This window comes from Pseudoalteromonas sp. PAR1 (genome assembly GCF_947311895.1).
Lineage (GTDB): Bacteria > Pseudomonadota > Gammaproteobacteria > Enterobacterales > Alteromonadaceae > Pseudoalteromonas > Pseudoalteromonas lipolytica_C.
On sequence record NZ_CAMZMY010000003.1, the window covers coordinates 15,262 to 37,667 of the forward strand.

General features: G+C 39.3%; 14 protein-coding genes. 9 read left to right on the top strand and 5 right to left on the bottom strand.

Translation table 11 applies throughout. The features are described from left to right. Positions 1-37 precede the first annotated feature (37 nt). The 3 genes from QL229_RS02880 (at position 38) to QL229_RS02890 (ending at position 5,685) form a co-directional block, all read left to right on the top strand. Positions 38-871, top strand: coding sequence for a type 1 glutamine amidotransferase domain-containing protein (locus QL229_RS02880; protein ID WP_135925775.1), 834 nt, complete (start codon positions 38-40; stop codon positions 869-871). Positions 872-914: 43 nt separating this feature from the next. Beyond that, on the top strand, positions 915-2,069 hold the full coding sequence (locus QL229_RS02885) for an iron-containing alcohol dehydrogenase (RefSeq protein WP_135925774.1): 1,155 nt from the start codon (positions 915-917) through the stop codon (positions 2,067-2,069). 547 nt (positions 2,070-2,616) lie between these two features. Further along, entirely contained in the window at positions 2,617-5,685 is a 3,069-nt protein-coding gene (locus QL229_RS02890) for an Ig-like domain-containing protein (RefSeq protein ID WP_138556629.1), read from the top strand. 155 nt (positions 5,686-5,840) lie between these two features. Here QL229_RS02890 and QL229_RS02895 read toward each other — a convergent pair whose 3' ends face one another. Both QL229_RS02895 and QL229_RS02900 read right to left on the bottom strand, forming a co-directional pair. Beyond that, a complete protein-coding gene (locus tag QL229_RS02895) occupies positions 5,841-8,639 on the bottom strand; it encodes a TonB-dependent receptor (RefSeq protein ID WP_168246743.1) in 2,799 nt (932 codons plus the stop codon). A gap of 302 nt (positions 8,640-8,941) precedes the next feature. Then, positions 8,942-9,727 carry a helix-turn-helix domain-containing protein gene (locus QL229_RS02900; protein ID WP_135925771.1) on the bottom strand — a complete coding sequence of 262 codons (786 nt, stop codon included), beginning with the start codon at positions 9,725-9,727 and terminating at the stop codon, positions 8,942-8,944. 432 nt (positions 9,728-10,159) lie between these two features. Here QL229_RS02900 and QL229_RS02905 point away from each other — a divergent pair, with 432 nt between their 5' ends. The 4 genes from QL229_RS02905 (at position 10,160) to QL229_RS02920 (ending at position 16,096) form a co-directional block, all read left to right on the top strand. Next, complete coding sequence (locus tag QL229_RS02905) at positions 10,160-11,302, top strand: Gfo/Idh/MocA family oxidoreductase (RefSeq protein ID WP_135925770.1); 1,143 nt, start codon at positions 10,160-10,162, stop codon at positions 11,300-11,302. A gap of 18 nt (positions 11,303-11,320) precedes the next feature. Further along, positions 11,321-13,096: a sodium:solute symporter family protein gene (locus QL229_RS02910; protein ID WP_138556628.1), complete on the top strand. Its 1,776-nt coding sequence runs from the start codon at positions 11,321-11,323 to the stop codon at positions 13,094-13,096. A gap of 268 nt (positions 13,097-13,364) precedes the next feature. After that, positions 13,365-14,861: a hypothetical protein gene (locus QL229_RS02915; RefSeq protein ID WP_281546463.1), complete on the top strand. Its 1,497-nt coding sequence runs from the start codon at positions 13,365-13,367 to the stop codon at positions 14,859-14,861. Positions 14,862-15,094: 233 nt separating this feature from the next. Next, on the top strand, positions 15,095-16,096 hold the full coding sequence (locus QL229_RS02920; protein ID WP_138556626.1) for a family 43 glycosylhydrolase: 1,002 nt from the start codon (positions 15,095-15,097) through the stop codon (positions 16,094-16,096). A gap of 67 nt (positions 16,097-16,163) precedes the next feature. Here QL229_RS02920 and QL229_RS02925 read toward each other — a convergent pair whose 3' ends face one another. After that, positions 16,164-16,973 carry a DUF2306 domain-containing protein gene (locus tag QL229_RS02925; RefSeq protein WP_138556625.1) on the bottom strand — a complete coding sequence of 270 codons (810 nt, stop codon included), beginning with the start codon at positions 16,971-16,973 and terminating at the stop codon, positions 16,164-16,166. A gap of 227 nt (positions 16,974-17,200) precedes the next feature. Between QL229_RS02925 and QL229_RS02930 the strand changes: the two genes are divergently transcribed. Beyond that, on the top strand, positions 17,201-18,337 hold the full coding sequence (locus QL229_RS02930) for a helix-turn-helix domain-containing protein (RefSeq protein ID WP_249930180.1): 1,137 nt from the start codon (positions 17,201-17,203) through the stop codon (positions 18,335-18,337). 3 nt (positions 18,338-18,340) lie between these two features. Here the strand turns inward: QL229_RS02930 and QL229_RS02935 are convergent, their stop codons facing one another. Together QL229_RS02935 and QL229_RS02940 are read right to left on the bottom strand one after the other, a co-directional pair. Then, positions 18,341-20,068 (bottom strand): response regulator, encoded by a 1,728-nt coding sequence (locus QL229_RS02935; RefSeq protein WP_138556624.1) that lies wholly within the window; start codon positions 20,066-20,068, stop codon positions 18,341-18,343. A 1-nt stretch (position 20,069) separates the two neighbouring features. Beyond that, entirely contained in the window at positions 20,070-20,609 is a 540-nt protein-coding gene (locus tag QL229_RS02940) for a heme NO-binding domain-containing protein (RefSeq protein ID WP_138556623.1), read from the bottom strand. Positions 20,610-20,797: 188 nt separating this feature from the next. Here QL229_RS02940 and QL229_RS02945 point away from each other — a divergent pair, with 188 nt between their 5' ends. Then, positions 20,798-22,402: a diguanylate cyclase gene (locus tag QL229_RS02945; protein ID WP_138556622.1), complete on the top strand. Its 1,605-nt coding sequence runs from the start codon at positions 20,798-20,800 to the stop codon at positions 22,400-22,402. The last annotated feature ends 4 nt before the right edge of the window (positions 22,403-22,406 follow it).

Here is a 22,406-nt window from a genome sequence, read left to right on the forward strand (position 1 = left end):
AGCCTATTCTAGATGCATTCAAATAAGAGGATAAATCATGAACAAGGTTTTGCAGTGTTTAACATTCGTAGCAGCTTCGACTATGTCATTATTTGCTGTGGCAAGTGAAGGCGAGGTATTAGTCATTTTATCAAGCGAGACAACCATGGAACTTGCTGGTGGGCACAGCATTGAGACAGGTTATTACCTTAACGAGTTTGGTGTACCTGCAAAAGCTCTCGCAGATGCGGGCTATGAGCTTGTGTTAGCAACGCCAAAGGGGAATGCTCCGCAGGTTGATAAAAAATCAATCAGCGTAGATTACTTTGCTGGTGATGAGCAAAAAATGAGAGAGATCCAAAAATTTATTGCATCGTTACCCAATATTAATGATACCGCTAGTTTGAGTGAGATTTTGGCAGGCGGTTTGAGCCAATATGATGCAGTGTTTATCCCTGGTGGTCATGCTCCGTTGATTGATTTAGCAAATAATCCTGAAGTCGGTGAAATTTTGCGCCACTTTAATCAACACGGTAAACCTACGGCGGCAATTTGCCACGGCCCAATTACCTTATTATCGGCACAAACTGAGCCGAAGGCGTATTACAGTGCAATCCAAACTGGGCAGACGGCGTCAGCAAGCAATTGGATTTATGATGGCTATAAAATGACAATATTTTCTGATCCAGAAGAGCGAGTGTTTGAAAGCAGTTTAGAAGGTAAAAAGCTTAAGTTCTATCCGGCTATGGCAATGGAAAACGCTGGTGGAAATATGGCATTTGCCAGCGAGTGGCAGCCTAACGTGGTTGTTGACCGCGAACTCATTACGGGGCAAAACCCATTTTCAGATACGTTGTTAGCTGAAAAACTATTAAAAATGTTAGCAAAGTAAATTTGTAAAAGTATTACCTATCAAAAATTTAGGAGGCAAATCGATGCTAAACTTTATTTATAAAAATCAAACAGAAATTTTATTTGGTAAAGGTCAAATTAGCGAAATTTCATCACGCTTACCAACCGATGCAAAGGTGTTGTTACTCTACGGTGGTGGCTCAATAAAGAAAAACGGCGTATACGACCAAGCTATGAGTGCACTAGCCGATGTTGACGTTATAGAGTTTGGTGGCGTTGAGCCAAACCCAACTTACGAAACACTGATGCAAGCGGTTACAACGGCAAAAGAGCACCATGTTAACTTTATTTTAGCTGTTGGTGGTGGCAGTGTTATTGATGGCGCTAAGTTTGTTGCTGCAGCCTATAACTATGCTGGGGAGCCGTGGGATATCCTTGTTAAAGGGGCAGAGTTTAGCAATCCTTTACCAATCGGTGCGGTATTAACCTTACCAGCAACAGGCTCTGAGAGTAATGGTAACTCAGTGGTAACTAAAAAAGAGACGTCACAAAAGCGCGCTTTTTCGTCACCAACAGTACAACCTGTTTTTGCTGTACTTGATCCTGAATACACGTTTTCGTTGCCTGCACGTCAGGTAAGTAATGGTGTGGTGGATGCGTTTGTTCACGTTATTGAGCAATACTTAACGTACCCTGTTAATGCACCATTACAAGACCGTTTTGCAGAAGGTATTTTGCAAACCTTGATTAGCGAAGGGCCAAAGGCGCTAAGCGAGCCACAAAATTACGATGTTAGAGCTAATGTGATGTGGTCGGCTACGATGGCACTGAATGGTTTAATTGGCCAAGGTGTACCGCAAGATTGGTCTACACATATGATTGGCCATGAGTTAACGGCACTTTATAACCTTGATCATGCACAAACGTTGGCGATTGTTCTACCTGCCTTAATGCATGTTCAAAAAGAACAGAAATCAATTAAAATTCAGCAGCTTGGTGAAAGAGTGTTCGGACTAAATTATAGCGACGAAGCTGAGCAAATCGATAAAACGATTAAAGCTGTACAGGACTTCTTTGAGGCCATGACGGTGAAAACACGTCTAGCTGATTATGACCTTGACGAGCAAGCTATTGAGGCCGTTGTTGCTAATTTAGAGAAAAACGAGCTAACGAAATTAGGTGAGCATGGTGATATTGATTTAGAAAAGGTGAAATCAATCTTAGCATTAGCACTTTGAGTTAGTTAAAACTTAATATGAAGGGGCGTAATAGTGATTAACTGTTACGCCTTTTTTAATGTCTAAAGCCCAAGCAATAAGCAAAGTGGGCAATGGCAAAATAGTCTAGATGCCAGAGCGCATTGAGTCTTTGCTCCTAAAAACTGCATATTCACAGAAGCAGTGCCTTTAACTTCAGTACTACCTAAAGCAGCTTGCTGTGGCAGTTTTTAATAATGCTATCTGTGTGTTTGATGGTGCGGGGAACATAACAAAGGGTTGACCGTGAGGTTATTAATTTCAATGTAAAAGTACGAGACAAGGAGCGAAAATAACGGGGTGTTATATTGGTTGATGAGTGAATACGTTCGCTAAGTGAAGCAAGAATTATGTTGTATTTTTTAGCATTTTTAACATGAAGGATACAATTACCTTGACCGTGTGTTTCTGATAAGGGAAAATGCACGGTTTTTAAATTAAAAATAGAACTTAATACCAACATCTAAAGTGAACTCACCTCCGGCTATTGTTTAATCGAGAGCTAAAGCACTACCTTAAGGATAGGGAAATGACCAAACTAACATGTCTAGCGATGCTTTTACTTAGCACGCAAGCTATCAGTGCGACTAAAAGCACACCTGAATATAATCAATTTGGCGATGCGACTTATTCAAATTCGCAACCAATTAATTATGACGAATCTTATTTTACAAGTCGCGCACAGCAAAATATAGCGCCGACTACTTCGTTGAGTAAAACCTTAGCGACAACAACTACATCAGAATTAGAAAACATAGAGCTTACCTCGGTGTTTCGCCGTTTTTCATTAAGTAATTCAACAGGTCTCAATGGTCTTTATGCTGTTGACTTGTTCGGTAACGGTAATAAGCAAATTATTTCGGTGCAACAAAACGATTTTAATATTATTGAGTATAAAGATAATCAATATTCAGTCGTTGAAGGTTTCGATTCTCAGGATTACATTACTGATAGTACATTGGTAAAAAGCATTGCCGATGATACATATTATTTAATACTTATGACGAGCAGTCAGATAGTAAAAATTAACTTACTAACAATGAAAGTCGAAAGTACTAAGAATGTAGTTTCTAGCCAATCAGTTACGGCAAGAGATATTAATAACGATGGTCAGGACGAGCTTATTGCTATTGCCAATAGCCAGATTTTAATACTAGACCAGTCAGACCTTTCTGTTATTTCAGAGCTTGAGTATTACGGTAACAAATTTGTTGTTGGTTCGTTTACCGAGCAAAATGTTCACGAATTAATGCTTGAAGATGGCAAGTTGTATCGTATCTCTGAAAATACAATAGATTATATAAAAACACTGAACAGCCAACTAACAGGTATCCATTTACAAAGTGTTGATACAAACCAAGATGGCTTAGATGAAGTCATTAATGGCCAAGGCTGGTATTCAATTGAGTTAATCAGTCCAAATACAGACAGTATTGTGTGGACAGCCAATAGTGATTTAGATATTTCAAAAATTATAGTTGCAGATATCAATAATGACGGTGCCCAAGAGCTAGTATATGGCGATGGTCAGTGGGGGCAAATTCATGCTTTGACTTTAAGTTCTGGCGAGGAGTTTTGGCAAATCAATAACCCTGAACACAGTGTTTCAAGTATTTTGGTGGATGATTTTAATCTTGACGGCAAAACAGATATTGCATGGGGAGCGGGTTACACATCTTCAGGTGATGACGGGTTTTATATTCATACCGTTGAAGATAAGTCTATGCAATGGTCGCAAACGATCACTGTCTATTCACAATTTTTGCTAGGACTTGCTGATATTGACGGTAAAGGTGGAATTGATGTTATTTTTTCTGAGAATGGCACAAATAAGCTTCAAGTTATTGATATAGAAACAAAAGAGCAGGTGTTACCTAGCATTGCTTTGACCGATGGCTGGAATGACTACCAGTATGTGATTACTGCTGATTTATTCAATGATGGCAAAAACTATTTAATTGTTGCTGGCTCAGAAACTTACACTGGAAATATACAAGTATTTTCACCAGAAAATGGAAACTTACTGTATACAGTTCCTTTTCAAAGTGGCGACCAAATTTCAACGATTGAAGCCCATGACATCAATAACGATGGTCTATTAGAGCTGATTGTAGGTAACGGCGCATCACACACCGGCAGTGAAGGCTCTTATATACGAGTTTTTAATGGGCAAACGGGTGAGCTACTTAAGCAATCACCTCGCTTACAGAACTTTTGGGGTGGGGTTTCTGGCATAGTCGCAGGCATAGATACACAGCAAAGCAGTAAAGAATTATTTGCTTTAACAGCTAACCAATTAGTTAAATATAATTACACTGATAATAGTGTCACTAATTACTCTTTAAACGACAGTTTTAAGTCGCTAGAGGGTGTTGTTGTTGATGGTAAAAAAGCGCTTTATGTTGCCAACCAGTATGGCCTTTTATTCTCGTTCAAAGAATCAGGAGAAATGTCAGAAGTTGCGCAACTATGTGACAATTCATTAAACAATATAGTATCTACACGCGCAGGCTTCATCTTATTTAGTTGTGAAGATAAGTTTGGAGAGTACGACTTAATTAATGATGAACTGCTTTATGAAGTAGCGCGTGCAAATCAACGCAGTTCTATTGTGAGTGCAACATACAAAGGTGTGGACTATTCACTGCTTTCAGGAAAATCTATAGAGGTGTTCTCGAATGAAGCCGCAGCACCTTTAGCTACACCGCAAGATAGCGAGGTAACATCTCATGTGCTTGCAGCAATCGACGTTAATCTTAATTTGAGTGATATTGATTTTGTAGTGTTTGAAAATAGCCCTAGCCTTGGCCAATTAACGTTTATTGACCGCAAAACAGGGCAGTTCACATATACGCCTAACGGCACTGTAGGTGTTGATGAATTAGCGTTTTATACAGTAAAAGGTCGTTCACGTTCTGAGCTCGCAAAGTTCACAGCTACTTTAACAAATCAGGCGCCGGTCGTTGAAAACTCTACGATTAAAACACACTGGAATACACCCTTGATACTTAATTTGCCAGCCTCTGATGCAGATGATGAGCAACTTATTTTCACTGTAAAAAATGAGCCTCAACATGGTCATATTGAGTTACTTGATCAAAACATGGGTGAAATTAAATACACGCCGAGTGGTGAATCTTTACAGCCTGTTTCAATTACTTTTACCGCGCAAGATTCCCTTGAAGAGACGGCACTTGCCAATGTTGTTGTTGAATTAACAAATACCACACCAACAGCTACAGATTTAAGTTATGAAACTTATTACTCAACGGTAGTTAATGGTCGTTTTATTGGCAATGATGAAGATAGTGATGAGTTAGAATTTGAGCTAGTAACAAGCCCAAGTTCTGGCGAGCTTAGTTTTGATAAGGACACTGGCTTGTTTGTCTACGAGCCTGCGGGTGAGTCGACTTATGCTGTTAACTTTAGTTACCGAGCAAAAGACAGATTTGCTTCTTCAGAGGCTAAAACTGTCGTGATTAACGTAGTTGGCAAAGCTGACAACTCAAGTTCTGATTCAGGTTCTGGTGGTAGCGTGTACTACTTAATATCTTTGCTGTTAGCCATGGTCGCGTTTAGACGTAAACTTAAGCTATAAGTAAAAGTAGTTTATTTATGCTGTATCAATTTACTTGGTGCAGCATTTTTATGTCTGCTGTTAAATATCGGCATCACGAAAGATAAATAGTTCACAAAAAAAGCCTCCGTTAGGAGGCTTTGGCTTAGGTATATCACCTACAACAACATAATGAGTTAGAAGGTACCGCGAATACCTACGTAGTATTGGCGACCTGTAAAGTTGGTTGTCGCAATGATTGACTCATCGTTATTAAAGTAACGATCGAAGCGCTCATTGGTTAAGTTTGTCACATTGAATGTCAATGAGTAATTGTCATTGATTTTATATGACGAGCTTAAATCAAGCTGTTGGTAGTCGTTTACATGACGAGGGCCTGCGAAGAAACCAAATGATGGCTCAAGTAAGTATTTCTCACGATAGTTGTAAGATAAACGAACTGATGCTGGACCTTTTTCATAGTAACCAACTAAGTTATATACATTCTTAGATAGACCTGTGTAGCTGAATGTTTGACCTTCAAAGCCATCACCAAAGTTAGTGTCACTGTCTGTATAAGTGTAGTTTGCTAACATGCCTAAACCATCAAATGGAGCAGGTAAGAAATCAAACGTTGTTTGGAAACTTAACTCAGCACCAGAGATAGTTGCAGAAGCCGCATTTCGTGGACGGTCTACAGATGCCCAATCAATTCCAGCGATTGTTTCTGGCGCACTTGAATTAAATACGAAACCATCGATCTCTTTTTGGAATAATGCACCACTTAGAAGACCTGTGTCGTTGAAGTACCACTCAAGTGATAAATCGAATGAATCAGATTCAAACGGTTCAAGGGCCGGGTTACCAGCAGAACCTGTTAAAGTTGTAGTACTAAATGTAAAACGCGGTGAAAGCTGTGAAAGCGTTGGGCGTGTTACAGTTTTACTTGCACCAAAGCGTAAGTACACTTCGTCAGTTAATTCAGCATTTAAGCTTAAACTAGGTAAGACATTTGTGTAATTACTGCTCGTTGAGCTTGTTTCACCAACAACATCGTAGTCACCGGCACTGCGGATGATGATTTCTACAGGTAGTGCACCCGTTGCTTCTACATCAGTTTTGACTGCACGTACACCAACATTACCTTTTACTGGAATGTCTGCAACGTCAAAGGCCATGTTTGCTTTGATGTAAGCCGCGGCAATGTCTTCTTCAACTTTGAATGAGCTGATGCTATCAAACTGTCTTTCAACACCATACTTGTTGTGGAAATCAGTTGGGTCACCAATAACAAAGCTACGTATTACATTTGCATCTGGCGCTTCACCTAAGAAATCGTCAACAGGGAAGTCAAGTAAGTTGATTGCAGATGTTGGTAGTACCGCAGGAACACCATTTGCACCAGTAAAGCTATTACCTACATATGCTTTGATCTCTTTTGCACGTTGTGTGTAACGTACACCAGCTTCAAGACTTGTGAAATAGTCATTGTCTAAGAAGTATTTGGCATCAAAAGCGAATGATAAAGACGTATCTTTTACATCACGGGCATTTGAATTACCAAATGCAACACGGTAGTTGTCAGGATCATTCAGATCAGTGCCTGTAACATATAGATCAGGAATACCATTATCTGGATTACGTGCGTCATATACTACGTCTGCAAAGGCTTGTAGTAGTACGCTCTTCAGATCACGTGTTTGCTCGCCTTTTGAATAGCCGATATCAAAATCAAGTACCCAATCTTCATTTGGTGCCCAGTTCACGTGTGTACCAAGTGCTAGAGTATCTGATTCAAGTTTAGTTAATTCTGATACACTTCGGAATTGTGTTTGTGGTGCAACGGCATAAACAAGATTATCGTTTTCAACAACAGCTTCAGTAACTAAGAATGGGAAAATACCACCTACACCACGACCGTTAGGATCATTAATATCGGCAGCTACCCATTGACTTGGATCTTGTGGGCCACGGAATTGGAAACGAGCAGGCAGTTGCAGTGCTGTCTCATCAACATCGAATGTTGCATATAAACCATCGAATGTAATGTTCAACTCATCGCTTGGCTGAAATTCAATAACTGCATTTAAACCTGTACGAGTTCTCTCATCACCATAGTATTGAGTTAGTGGCTCAATTGGGTATAGAGAGTTAGGGTAATCGATACTACCATCGTTAGTACCACCTGGAACTGTGGCAAGATCAGGGCGAATTTCAACACCGTCTCCTGTACCTGGGCCAAAGTTTACATTACCCCAAGAGAAGTATTCATCTTCACGCGTTTGACGTTCTGAATAGGTAACACCTACAAGTACACCAAACTTTTCATCATCAGATTTCCAGTTCACGATACCTGACAAGCGAGGATCTGTTGAATCTGCAAGTTCACTGTAAACACCTTCGGCTGACCAAGCACCCGAAAAGCCTACTTCATCAGCATCAAGCGGTTTACGCGTTTTAATATCTGCGTTACCACCAATACCGCCTTCAAGTTGGTCTGCTGAAACGGTTTTATACACGTCCAGTTGTCCAATTAACTCAGAAGGAAGTACATCAAGAGAGAATTGACGGCCAATACTACGGCCAGACGATAATGAACGACCGTTTAGTGTTACCTGTGTAAAGTCAACTGGTAAGCCACGGATTTGTACATATTGACCACCAAGGCGACCATCTGTACTACCATTCGTGCCACCATTTGGGCTACCACGAGGACGGTCTATCGAAATACCCGGAACACGTTGCAACGACTGCGCGACGTTTTCATCGGGAAATTTACCCATATCCTCAGCAGCAATTGAATCAAGAATTTTGTCCGACCCGCGTTTTGTCGCGATGGCTTCTTTCAAGCTCAATCTTACGCCGCTGACTGCAATTACTTCGATATCATCATTTTTAGCATCCTGTGCTTGAGTATTCTCCTCCGCCGCTACTGTGCTTCCCATTAGAGAGAGCGCTACAGATAAGGCTATTTGGCTTCTGGTGAATTTCATCATATTGACCCCCATCGCTCTAAGCGTATTGTTATCGTGAATGTTCAAATGTCCATTCAGTGATATATAAAGACTAAAATTCCGTCAACGCGCTTTAGTGATTACGTTGTTTAGATTTCTTAGTTAAAATTTTGCCAAGATTAATGTTTTATAAATGAAACAAGTTGGTTGCAAACCTGTTAACAAGACGTTTTCTGAATATTCCTGAAAAACGCTTTTTCACCAGAAAAACAGCACGTACCAAAAGACAAATAAGTATTTAAAAGTGGGGAGGTGAGGTAAGTGCATAATTAGTTGTGCATCCGTCAATTCTCGTCGTTAAAGCCCATTTTCTTTGAGATTAACAATGACGTGTCTTTAAGTTTTCTAATTACCTCATCAAAATTAGCATTACGAGATTCATCACGATACATAAGTATCGATGTTAATAACACGGCCACTGCATTATGGTAGTAATCAAATATAGGCACACCGATATCGTATACGCCTGTCAAAACAGGGCTGGGCATAGCTTCATGGCCTTGCTCTTTTACCCTTAACCAAATATTTCGCAGTGCCATCAAATCAAGTGAAACCTCGGGGTGATTCTCTTGATATGCCTTAAGCATGCGCTCGCGATTATCATAAGATGCAAAAGCAAGTAACACATGACCAGCACAATTATCAGTGAGCGGGCCTCGCCCTCCGACTGGTAAGGTTAAGCAGTTACTGTTGGTGTCATAATCTTGGTGCGAAAGTATTAAACCGCCGCCATCGGAGTACACGACTAAATGACAAGATTGTTGAATTTCGCTACAAAGCGTTTGAATGATCGGAAATGCAACGTTGTTTAAATGGTGGACTGGGGCGTACCGGTGGGTTAGTCGATATAGTTTTAGGGACAGTCTGTAAACACGTTCTTGCTGAAAAAACTCAAGATAATGTAAATCATTTAGTACTGCGACCATACGAAATATTTCAGCTTTAGATTTCCCTAATGAATCAGAAATTTGCGTAAGGTTAAGGCCTTCAGGAGTTTTTGCCAGTAATTCTATAATGGCCATGCCTTTCTCAAGAGCAGGTGCTTTATACTTGGTATCTTTCTCAGTCATTGGGTACGTCTAATTACTTATAAAAAGAGGTTGGTGGTCATACATAAGTGTAGACTTTTTGTTAACTTATGCACTTTTATATCGCTGAAAAAAGCGGTAAAAGTATGTGTATATCTCATCTATTTCGTTTTGGTCAATAAACCAATTCTTATTTTTATATAAAAATTATAGCGTTAAGCTGCCTATAAATTATTCATCAAACGTTTTTTAAACAACGTTTAGCCTCCATTGAACCAAAACATAGCTAGGCAATAGTTAACAGTCTGCTTTGTAAATTTCATGTTTTAAATGTGAATGTTTTGTATTTGAAACCCTGCTTGCGTTTAGTTTCATTAAAAAAATCTCATTCATGTCAAAGTCACAAGTGATTGACCTAGTAAGTCGTCCGTTACTAACGTAAGTAACAGTGCATCAGTTGCTAGGAATAAAATTGTGAAAGTAGGTATTTGTGGTTTAGGTGACCGTTTGAGTTATGTCGCCAAAGTTATGCATGAGCTAATCCCAAACTTTAATTTGGTCGCTTTTGCTGATCCGGAATCTGTAAAAGTTGAGTACATGGAGTCCCATGGTATTTCAATGCGATCTTATGATGATCTTGCGGATATGTTAGCTAATGAGCAGTTAGATATGTTGATGATTGGATCACCCAATCATATGCATTTAGAGCATCTTAGATTAGGAATTGAAGCAGGTTTACTGATTTTTGCAGAAAAGCCAATTGTCATGTCAGAGCAGCAAACCTATGACGTACTTGAACTTATCGCTAAGCATAATGCGTTCGATAAAATTCTGGTAGGCATGGTTTTACGCTATGCTCCTTTATACAAAGATTTAATTGCAGCTGTTTCTTCAAAGCTATTGGGTGACATTACAAGTATTGAAGCATCTGAGCATATTCCACCAGAACATGGTGCATTTTTTATGCGTGATTGGCGTAGACACCATGGTTTGTCTGGGGGCTTCTTACTTGAGAAATGTTGTCATGATCTTGATCTTTACCAAGGTCTTGTGAAGAGCCGTCCAAAAAAACTTGTTAGTTTTGGTGGTCGTAAAACATTTACGCCAGAAAACAAACACCTTGGTAAACACCCTGTTTATCATCAACGTAAGTCACGTTGGAATGGTATTGATGAAGTGTTTGATAACGACTCGGAGTTGGTGGATCACCAAACAGCGCTTATTGAGTATGAAAACGGCATAAATTTAAGTTTTCATACAAATTTGAACGTACCGAATGATTATCGTCATTTCAGTGTGTTTGGCACGATTGGTATGGCTGAAGGGGATTTTGTACGAAATTACTTTAAAGTACATGACTGTATTACCTCAGGCGCTCTTATCGATAAGTCATACATACATGATGATTCAGTTTCTATGCACTACGGTGCTGAAGAGGAAATGGCTGCCGATTGGATTGCTTACTTTGAAAATGGAACACCGTTACCAGTTTCAATTGTTGATGCTTTACAGGCTGGCTTAACGGCTATCAAGCTAGATGAAGCTCGCCAAACCGGCACAATTATAGACATGACTGAAACATGGAAAAAATTTGATAGCTACCTAAATAAAAATTAAAAGCATTGGGAGATTCACATGGTCTTAATTGATTGGTTAATAGTTGCGTTTTATGTAGTAGCAGCCGTTGTTATAGGGATGCTCTTTACAAAAAAGGCCAGTGAAAGTACGGCTGATTTTTTTGTTGCAGGTCGATCATTACCTTGGTACATAGCTGGCACATCCATGGTGGCAACGACGTTTTCCTCAGACACCCCCTTGTTTGTGGCAGGGGCCGTGCGTGAGCAGGGCATCTACGCAAACTGGATCTGGTGGGTTAGCGTAATCGGGGTAATTATCTCTGTATTTTTCTTTGCTAATTTGTGGCGTCGCTCTAAAGCACTGACAGAGATTGAATTAATCTCACAGCGTTATGATAAGAGCTTAGCCACAGATTTTTTGCGTATATTCAAAGCGATATTTGATGGTGTATTTGTAAACTGCATCATTATTGCTTCGGTTACGTTAGCAATGTCAAAAATTATAGTGGTAATTTTAGGGCTCTCACCAGAGCCCTTATTTGCAATTCCTTTATTTGGCGACATTACTGCGACGACATTAATTCTTATTGTATTAGCGGTTGCTGCTGTTGTTTATACCGCTATGTCGGGTTTATATGGTGTTGTGTACACCGACCTAATTCAATTTGCGCTCGCTATAATTGGTTCGATGGTTTTAGCTGTTATCGTTTATGTTGATTTGCAAGATCATGGAGGTATCGTAGCTGCAGTTGAAGCGTCACCTGGCTTTAATAGTGATACGTTAAAAATGATCCCTGATTTTGAGTGGGATCTAAAAACAGCCACTTTCTTAATTTTGGTTTGCATAGGCTGGTTAAACTATGCCCCAGGGTTTGGCTTTTTCCTTCAGCGAACATTAGCTGCGCGAAGCGAAAAAGATGCCATGCTGAGCTTGTACTGGTTTGCGTTTTGTCACTTAGTATTGAGAAGTTGGCCGTGGATCATTGTAGGTGTGGCGTCATTAGTGTATTTCCCAGCGATCGCCGATGCCGAACAATCTTATCCTATGATGATTGATGAGTTTTTACCTGTAGGTTTAAAAGGCATTATGGTGGCGTCGTTACTTGCTGCCTTCATGAGTACTTTAGATACGCAGCTAAACTGGGGGTCGTCATACTTGGTCAACGATGTTTACGAGCCTTATTTAGTGAAAGGACGTGAAAAAGCGCATTATATAAAAGTTGCACGCATCAGCATGCTAGCACTCACTCTGTTTGCTCTAATAGTCACGACTCAGCTGGAGAGTATTTTGGGAGCCTATGAGTATATTACCGTTATCATTATTCCGATTTCAGTTGTATTAATAGCTCGTTGGTATTGGTGGCGCATTAACGTTTGGTCAGAAATAAGTGCACTTTTATCTGCAGTAATTGTAGGTAATGCAATGATGTATATTTTACCTGATGAAGGCGATGCTAAATGGTTTGCTGTTCGTATGCTGATAACCACATGCGCAACTTTGGTTATTAGCTTAATTGTGACATTGGTTACAACGAGCAAAACACCCAGCCCGAAAACAATTGAATTTTATAGCCGCCTTAAGATTCACGGTAGAGGATGGAAAAAAGTAAGAGACATCACAGGTATAGAGCCAATAGCAGCTGGAATTAAAGATAATGCTATTGCCTGTGTCGCGAGTATTATCTTTATTTATTCCCTACTGCTTGGCATAGGTAACGCCCTGTTTGAAGATTGGTCTACCTTTGGTTATTACTTAATATTCATAATTGCATCTGGTTGGGTGGTAAAAATTAAGATGCCAAAAGTAATAGCTTCATTAAGGCAAGAAGTATAACAAAAGAGTTTTTTAGTTGTGTCGCAAGCCATGCAGTGCTCTTGTAAAGAGCATTTGCATGGCTTTTTTTTGTTTAAAAAATAGATTTTAAACACTTCAGCATACTGTTTATTTATAGCCATTTTATATCTGAAACGTAATTATTTTTAATGTCTTACAGATAAAACATAGAGAGAATAGTGATGTGTAACTTTGTAATTTATTTGTTAATTAAAAGCGGTTGTGTAGACTCATATTATAGCCTTTAATCATCAGTGGTTTAGAAATAATGAATAATAAACTCCTCAAAATCGTTCCAAGCATTGCTCTAGCTTTTGCTTCATTGAGCGCTTGCTCATCAGAGTTACCTAAAGAGGTAAGGTGGATGCAAGATGCCAAGTGGGGCATTAGCCATCATTATCTGGCAGGTGGGACGCTAGATAACGCTTGGTATCAAATTACCGATTATGATGAATGGAATAACTATGTAAATGGATTTGATGTTGACGCTTATGCACAAAAGGCAGAAAAACTAGGTTACAGGTATGTGATTTTTACCTTGACCCAGAATCGCGGTTATTTGTCTACAACCAGTGAGATATACGATTTACATTCACCTGCTTGTCCAAAGGTTGAGGTTGCTCCAGGTTGTAAAACTCAACTTAACTCGAATCAAGCTGATTACACCCCATCACGAGACCTTGTTTTGGATTTGGCGCTTGCACTTAAAGCAAAAGGCATCAAGCTAATTGCATATCTACCTTCTCATTTAGGAGATAGATGGACGGGCACAAAAGTGAAAGCGCCTTATCCAGATTGGTTTTTAAAAGGGTTTATTAGTGAGCGAGCAAAAAAATGGGGCGATAATATTGCTGGTTGGTGGTTTGATGGTTGGTACCAAGCTGATGAGTCAGAGCAAGAATTAGCTGCAAACAATGCTTACCCAGTTGCTGATAAGTTAGCTGAGTCAGTGCGAAGTGGTAATCCTAATGCTGTTATCACTATTAGTGATGGATTTGACTATAGCTTCATTCCAAATGACCCACAAAGTAACTACACCCAAGGTGAGCATAATGAGCTTCCGCCCATTCCTGAATCAGGCGAAGTGACAACAGCACTTGGCACTAAAGTGCAGTGGCATGGCTTTACATATACATCACTGGAAGACCCACTTTTTGATGGTTGGGGTCAAGTAAAACGAAGCCTAAAATACAGCAATGAAGAAGTCGCCGAGCGGGTGAAAGCTATTTCGCAAGTCGGGGGGGTTACCACTTTAGATGTTGTGATTAATCCAAATGGCACTTGGTTAGTTGACCGCTTGGTGCAGATCCAAACAGTCGGTAATACAGTGGGTACAACGCAAGATACAACTTACTCAGGCCTTGAATTAGTCAACGATGATGATCCACGTATCCAATACAGTGAGAATGGGAACTGGCAATCTGTAAGCCAAACGAATACTGGAGAGTATAAGCAAGATATGCACATAACCGAAGTAAATGGAGCTTATTTTAGTTACCAGTTTACTGGCTCGAGTATTGTCTTTGCTACTTCAAAAGCTGTAAACCAAGGTGACGTAGAAGTGATCTTGGATGGTCAATCACAAGGGACGTATTCAATTTTTGACGGTAACAATTATCGACAAGTACAAAGCATTGTTTTTGAAAAGCATGACTTGGCAGCGGGGCCACATACTTTAACCGTTAAGAAAGTTTCGGGTGATGTTATGCCCGTTGATGTTGTGTTATCGAAAAAACCTGAAGAATATAAAGCCAAATCGCAATAGCGATACCTAAATCAAGGGTGGAGTGATGTCCCCCTTTTTATTCTAGAGCAAGCTTAGAGTCGTCCAAATTGTGCGTTTTTAAGCTTGCTTTTTCTTGTCTATATTGAGTTTACCTCTAAAAATCTGCTGCACCTTACATTTCCTTTTACCGTTTGCTAAAAATAATGCTATATTTGTGGTTCTTACAAAAGTAATAAAATAATACAAATAAAAATCAATGATCAGGTTTCAATATGACATTACACACTAATAGCCCGCTAGTAGAGCAACGTGCCGACCCGTTTGTGCATAAGCACAGCGACGGCTTTTATTATTTTACCGGTTCTGTACCCACTTATGATCGCATTGAACTTCGTAAGTCTGCGACTTTAGAGGGCTTAAAAGACGCTGAGACCTTTGATATTTGGTTTAAACACGACAGCGGCCCAATGAGCCGACATATTTGGGCACCTGAAATTCATTACCTCGATGGTAAGTGGTATATCTATTTTGCAGCCAGCGAAGAACAAGATATCTGGGCACTACGCCCGTATGTACTTGAGTGTAAGGGTCAAGATCCATTAAATGACGAATGGGTTGAGCTTGGCATGATGCAAGCAGCTGACGGCGATGAAAAGTCGTTCACTGATTTTTCTTTAGATGCCACCATTTTTGAAAATAACGGTAAGCGTTACTTTTGCTGGGCAGAGAAAACCGGAGGCCAATTTGCGGCATCAAATCTTTATTTAGCTGAAATGGAATCGCCAATTAAGCTAAAAACCGCACAGTTTATGCTAACAACCCCTGATTATGATTGGGAACGTGTCGACTTTTGGGTAAACGAAGGCCCCGCAGTGCTTAAAAATAACGGGAAAATCTTCATTGCTTTCTCTGCAAGCGCAACTGGTGCATGTTACTGCATGGGCTATATGGAAGCTGACGAAAACAGTGACTTGCTTGATCGTAATTCTTGGACTAAAACACGTATGCCAGTGCTTGAAACAAGTGTTGAAAAGAAAATTTTCGGCCCTGGTCATAACTGTTTTACTGTTGCTGAAGATGGAGAAACACCACTGTGTGTTTACCATGCACGTGACTATGAGCACGCAGTAGGTGAGCCAAGTGTGGTGCCAAAAACAGATACGCGTCCACTTGAAGAGATTGTAAAAGATCCGCTTTACGATCCAAACCGCCACGCTCGTGTTATGGAAGTTAAGTTCGACGAAAACGGCCGCCCGTTATTTGAATTGTATTAATTTACTGTAATGCAGATTAAAAGTATTAAGCCACCTATATAGGTGGCTTTTTAGCTTTAAAGCTTGGTTAAGCGGTGATGGCAGGGTACCAGTTTGCCAGCGTCACCCCAAATAAGCCGATTAAAAATACGACAGATATTAACGCCATCAAAGATGCAGTAGCGAGAGTGATAGATGTATGGGGAGTTTGCTCTGCATAGCGGACAAGCTCAGCGATTAAAAGAGGAACTAAATAAGAGCAAAGGCTTACGGCAATCACTGCTGGCCCTGTGAAGGTCGCGGTATCAACGCCTAAGGTGCCAAATACTAAAAACCATGCAAATATCATTAATCTAAAAAACAACACACCATTAGCTGCAAGGTATAAGCGTATCGCCCAAGTTTTATGCGCGTTGAAGTCACGAGCCCGCGCAGTTTTAACCGCGAATATACTTGATACAATAACCACAAAGCCGCCAAACATCGTCAGTGCATGCATCAAGGTATTACCAACGGTGCCCCTTACTATCATTAAGTACATGCCCGCAAATGAAATACAGCAAGCTAAAACAACAAAGACACGGCCATTATAACGATGAAATGTTCTGTATTTTGCTCGCAATTTTTCAATGATCTGTAAGCTTCCACCAAGGATCATCACGACTGCAAATAATACATGCACTGCATACATTAAATTCCCGGTAGCATCATTGGCAACATAGGCGGTGTTATTTAGTCGGTTCCAACCTGATAGGCCTGTTGTTAATCCTGTCATTCCATAACCAAGAATGAGGTAAACCACAAAGCAAATTTGTGCCATTAGCAGGCTAATAAACCAAAGTTTTTTACTGTATTCGAGCGCCTTCAAAGGCGTGACTTTGCTATTTCTGTTAGACATAACCAATTCCATTACATTTTTCTAATACCGCAAATATAAAGGGCTAGAGCAAGATTTCTTCTCAAATTCGAAATTTGAGCAATGAAAAACTGTATTTATTTATGACTACTAAAACAGGGATTGACACATTCACTAACAAACTCTTTTTGCTATGTTGATTTTGAGACAGTAAACTTGTCTGATTGGTAAATAATTCATCAAACACCCAATTTAAGGTATGCCGAGTTATGCAAAATACTTCCCCTTATTACGTGCTCGTTTTTGTCTGTATGGGGCTAATGCTGCTAAATGGCATGAAAAAGGATAAGCAGCTCATTCATTATCTGTTTGCTGTATTTTGTGGCTCGCTTTGCATGGTTGGTGTGCAAAAAATCAGTGCACCAAGTATAAGTGTTTACAGCTATTTAATTGGCTTATTTACCTGTGCTACCTGTAATATGTCTTGGCTGATTTCACGTACTTTATTTCGTGAGCACAAACCTATTTCTACCGTACATATTGCAGTGGCAGGCGCGATTGCGGGGTTAATTATGTTCAACCAAACTTGGCATTATTTAGTAAGTATTGATGTGCAGGTTTTCCCTGATAGCCAGTTTATGTGGCGGTTAAAGCAAGGTATGGCCGAAATAACAGTGCTGCTATCTTCCAGTATTCTGGTGCTGTCTTTTTGGGAAGCATTACGAGGTTACAAAGGTAAAACCGACACACAAAAGTTGCAGGCAAAAATTTTTGCTAGTTGCTACTTTTTAGCGGTATTTAATGCCAGCATTTTGCCTAAGTTTTTATTTAGTGAAAGCGAATTTCAACGCTTTGAGCCGCTTATAATTACCTCATCTGCGTTATTGATTGTACTTGCGATGCAGTTAGTGATGTTTTTGCAAAAACGTGCTCATAGTAGCGTGCCTGAATCTGTTGATACTGAAGTAGTGAACTCTGAAGATGCAAGCACAGCTCACAAACAAACTGAGTTGTCTGAAAATAAAGAGGTAGAGCCTGAGATTATCACGGGTATAGAAGCACTGATCAACAAGCAGCTTTACTTACAAAGTAATTTAAAAATCTCTGATTTTGCACAAGTATTAGCAGTACCTGAGTACAAGATTAGCCGCGCTATTCGCCATCATTTTAAAGCCACTAATTTTAATTTATTTATAAATCAGTACCGAGTTCAGTACGCACAAACGCTATTACTAAAAGATGAAGCAAGTCATTGGAGTATTCTCAGTATTGCATTGGAAAGTGGTTTTTCTTCGCTTGCTACCTTTAACCGTGTTTTTAAAAGCATTGTTGGGGTAAACCCTAATGAGTTTCGTAAGCAGAACAACTCATTAGTTGAACAACAAGTCGTGGAGCTTACTGATTAGCGTTCACAGTGGTTTTTGAGTTAAATGCTCTGCAATGACCTCAAACATAGTTTGTACTTCTATAGGCTTGGCTATATAACCTTGCATCCCTGACTCTTTGGCTTTGGTGAGGTCGGCTTCCATGGTGTTGGCGGTCATGGCAATAATAGGGATATGGGCAAACTTTGGCTGCTCTTTAATTTTATTCGCTGCGGTATAACCATCCATTCTTGGCATTTGGCAGTCCATCAAAATACAGTCGAATGTGTCTTTTTCGACAGCTTCAATGGCCGCAATACCATCTTCGGCAATATCAACAATAAAGCCATTTGAGCGCAATATTTGTGATGCAATTTGTTGGTTAAGCGGATTGTCTTCAACTAATAAAATTCTTGAACCAGCGAGTTTTTTAAAACAGCTGGTATCAATTTTGTTTGTTTTCTTTTTCTCAATACCTAAGACGTGATCCAGTGATTTACATAAGTTAGCTTTGATAATTGGTTTTAATAAAATTTCATCAATATTTTTATCAAGCTTAGTTAAGCTACTTTTTACTTTTTGATTTTCAAATGAGGCAAGAATAATTATTTTCTTAATATTGATAGTAAGCTGTTTTTTTAGGTTATTGAGAAGGGAGCTGTGTTCATCATTAAAAATATGCCAATCAAGGAAAATAAAGTCATAGTCTTGGCTGGGATCTATGTTTAATAGTTTGTCATCATGATAAGAAATACTATCAACTTTTATGCCCAACTTTTCGAGTAATTTAAAAAGGTGCCTTTCTTTTATATGGTCTTGTTCAATTATTAGCGCACTTTTGTTTTTGTAATCGTTTGTATTATAGTTACTTTTTACAGCCGACTTACCAAAAGATGCGGTGAAGCTAAAGCAGCTGCCAGCATTTAGCTGGCTATCAACGTGAATATTGCCACCCATTAATTCAACTATTTTTTTACTGATCACTAAGCCAAGGCCTGTACCTCCAAATTTTCTTGTTGTTGAAATATCAGCTTGAGAAAATGGCTTAAATATCGTCTTGACCTGCTCCTCAGTCATACCAATCCCTTGATCAGTGACTTTAAATTGAATTTGAATATTCTCATCAGTTTGCGATACACATAAGAGTGTTAACTTAACATTTTTATTATTTGAAAATTTAATTGCATTACTAAGTAGGTTTAACAGTACCTGATTTAACCTTAACGTATCGCCAATGAGGTATTCGGGAATATTATCATCAATATCAAATATGACCTCAATGTTATGTTTTTCAATCAAGCTACTGGCTAAGTTAGCCAAAGTGGATAAAAGGTCATTAATATTGAAATCATTACTTTCTAATTCTAATTTATTCGCTTCGACTTTTGAAAAGTCTAAAATATCGTTAATGATCCCTAGTAAAGACTTAGCTGATAATTGAATTTTCTCAATGTAATCATATTGTTTGTCAGTTAACTCAGTATCTAAGGCAAGGTAAGCCATGCCTAATATAGCATTCATCGGAGTGCGAATTTCGTGGCTCATATTAGCTAGAAACATTGATTTTGCATTATTTGCAGTATCAGCGGCTATTTTGGCTTTGTTTAAGTCATCAGTGCGCTGGGCAACCTCTTGCTCTAGTGTTTCGGCTGCTTTTTTTAGAGTCATATTCGCTTCATATAACTCTAATGACTTCTGCTCAAGAAGCGCTTCAGCCTCTTTTCTAGCTCGGCGCTCTCGCTCTAATCGACGTTTAAAAAGGTTCTCATCCACGCTAGATTACTTTTGTTAGGGTAAAAATGGCCGATTGATAATCAGGTTCAATCTCACTTTTAACGGTCAATGTTTCATTAAAATGTTCGCATGCTCCTTCGATTAACCCCTCAGCTAAATAAGCAAAAGGGTTATATGAGCGATAGAACATTTGCATTTGTGTATCACTAATACGTTGTGTCCAAAAGCTTGGAAGCTCTGCATCACTGTATAGCTTCTTGACTTCGATATGAACGTGACGGTCAATAGTATCAAGGAAGTCAAAGGTGTTACTGACGTTTTTGAAAAAATGTGGGAATAATACAAAGAAGCGACCTAACAGGTACTTACCATAGGCATGTACAAGCTCATCAACAGGCTTATCAATATGTTTACTTAGTGAAGTGACTAGCATGATCAATTCTTTATTATCATAGTTGCCCACACTCGTATAAGCACCATCAGTGAACAGTGAGTTTTCTGTGATTATTTTATCCACTAGTTCATATGAGAACTCATGTTCAACCATATCTATAAATTCAGTAAAAATAATACCTTTCATGCGTAAATCTAACGATTCCTCATAATAAGAGTTTAGATGTAAAAATTAGATTTACAATTTCATACGAGTAAGGGGCATCGTACTTTATCCTTTATTGACAGATTATTAGCTGACTAACAAGCAAACAGGCAAAAGGGGATTATACTGGTAGTACTTAAGTTGTTCTTTTGTGGTTGGTGTACTGCTTTATGGTTATAGGAACGAGACTGAAAAAACGTTTACTTCTTGCTTTTACCTTTGCTTGCTTTGCTATTTTAGGTGCGCAGACCATTATTAGGCATTTTTGGATTTTGCCCTCTTTCGAGGCAATGGCTAAGCAAAACGACAAAATTGATATTCAACGAGTTCAATCACAACTACAACAAGAAATAGATGCTTTATCGAAAATGGTGTTCGACAGCTCGGCTTGGGACGTCATGTATAATGCAGCCAAAGAGCGCAATGCAGACTGGTTCAACAATGATTATATTATTGCAGATGCGCTTCAACGATTAGACGTTAATGGTTGGTATTTGTACGATACTGAAGCTGTAATTATTGCAGGAGGAAGCTTTGACAATGAGTACCAAGCCTATTCTCCAGTCATTCTTGAGACACCAAAACTACTCATAGATAATGATTTGATTGTTTTACCGAGTGATTTGAATAGTCAATCAGAGCCATTAATTTCTAAAGTTCACTTTATACAAATTGATAACAAGCCTGCATTAACTGTGTCTTATAATGTTACTAAGTCAGATGGATTGGGCGAACCGACCGGCTCTTTAATGTTGTGGAGTTTTATTGATGAAGCATTTATTGAGACTTTAACGCCCGGGCTTGCCGAGGATATTGGCTATTACGAAGGTGAGGAAGCACAACGTTACTCTGATTACTTAACCACAGTTTTTGGCAAAAAAAATACAGATTTTCAGCCGATCACTTACAATGATCAACTCTATATTGGTGTTGAAGATAAATATTCTAACCTTCTGTTTGTATTGTCAATTCCTACCAGAGAACATACCTATGATAAAAATTTATTTGATAGTTCTTTGCTAACCGGGTTAATGATATCTGGTTCTGTGTTTATATTGTTTTATCTTTACATTAATCAGCAAGTTTTACGCCCCCTTAGTAAAGTGAAAGTGTCGGTATATTCGGCAATCAGTAACAACGATTTTAGTATCCGTGCTAATTACCATGGTGACAATGAATTACACCAGTTAGGACAAGGTATTAATGAACTGTTCTCATTAATTGAAACACAGCGCGCTGAACTGTTTGCACGCCATGCAAAACTTGAGCAAATCAGTAATACAGATGCAATGACTTTACTGGCAAATCGTCGAGCATTGGATAAGCATTTAGAAGAACTTGCTAATGATCCGCAATGTGAAGAGACCGCAGTATCATTTATCGTAGCTGATGTTGATCACTTCAAACTCTATAACGACTATTATGGCCATGAACAGGGTGATAAAGCGCTATGTGAAGTCGCCAATATACTTAAAGATAATACCAATCCAGACAACCATTTTGTTGCCCGGTATGGCGGCGAAGAATTTGTAATTGTGCTTAGCAATACCGATAAGCATCAGGCACTCAAAGTGGCTGAAACGCTACGAACTGCTGTTGCGTCAGCTCACATTACTCACCAAGGTCGCACAGACTTAAGCTATGTTACTTTATCGATAGGTGTTGCCAGTAAGGCTGCTAATGAGGCGTTTGATTCAGATAGCTTGTTTAAAATAGCGGATGACGCGCTTTATAAAGCGAAAAAGCAAAGCCGCAACTGCTGTGTTGCAGGGTGAAGCT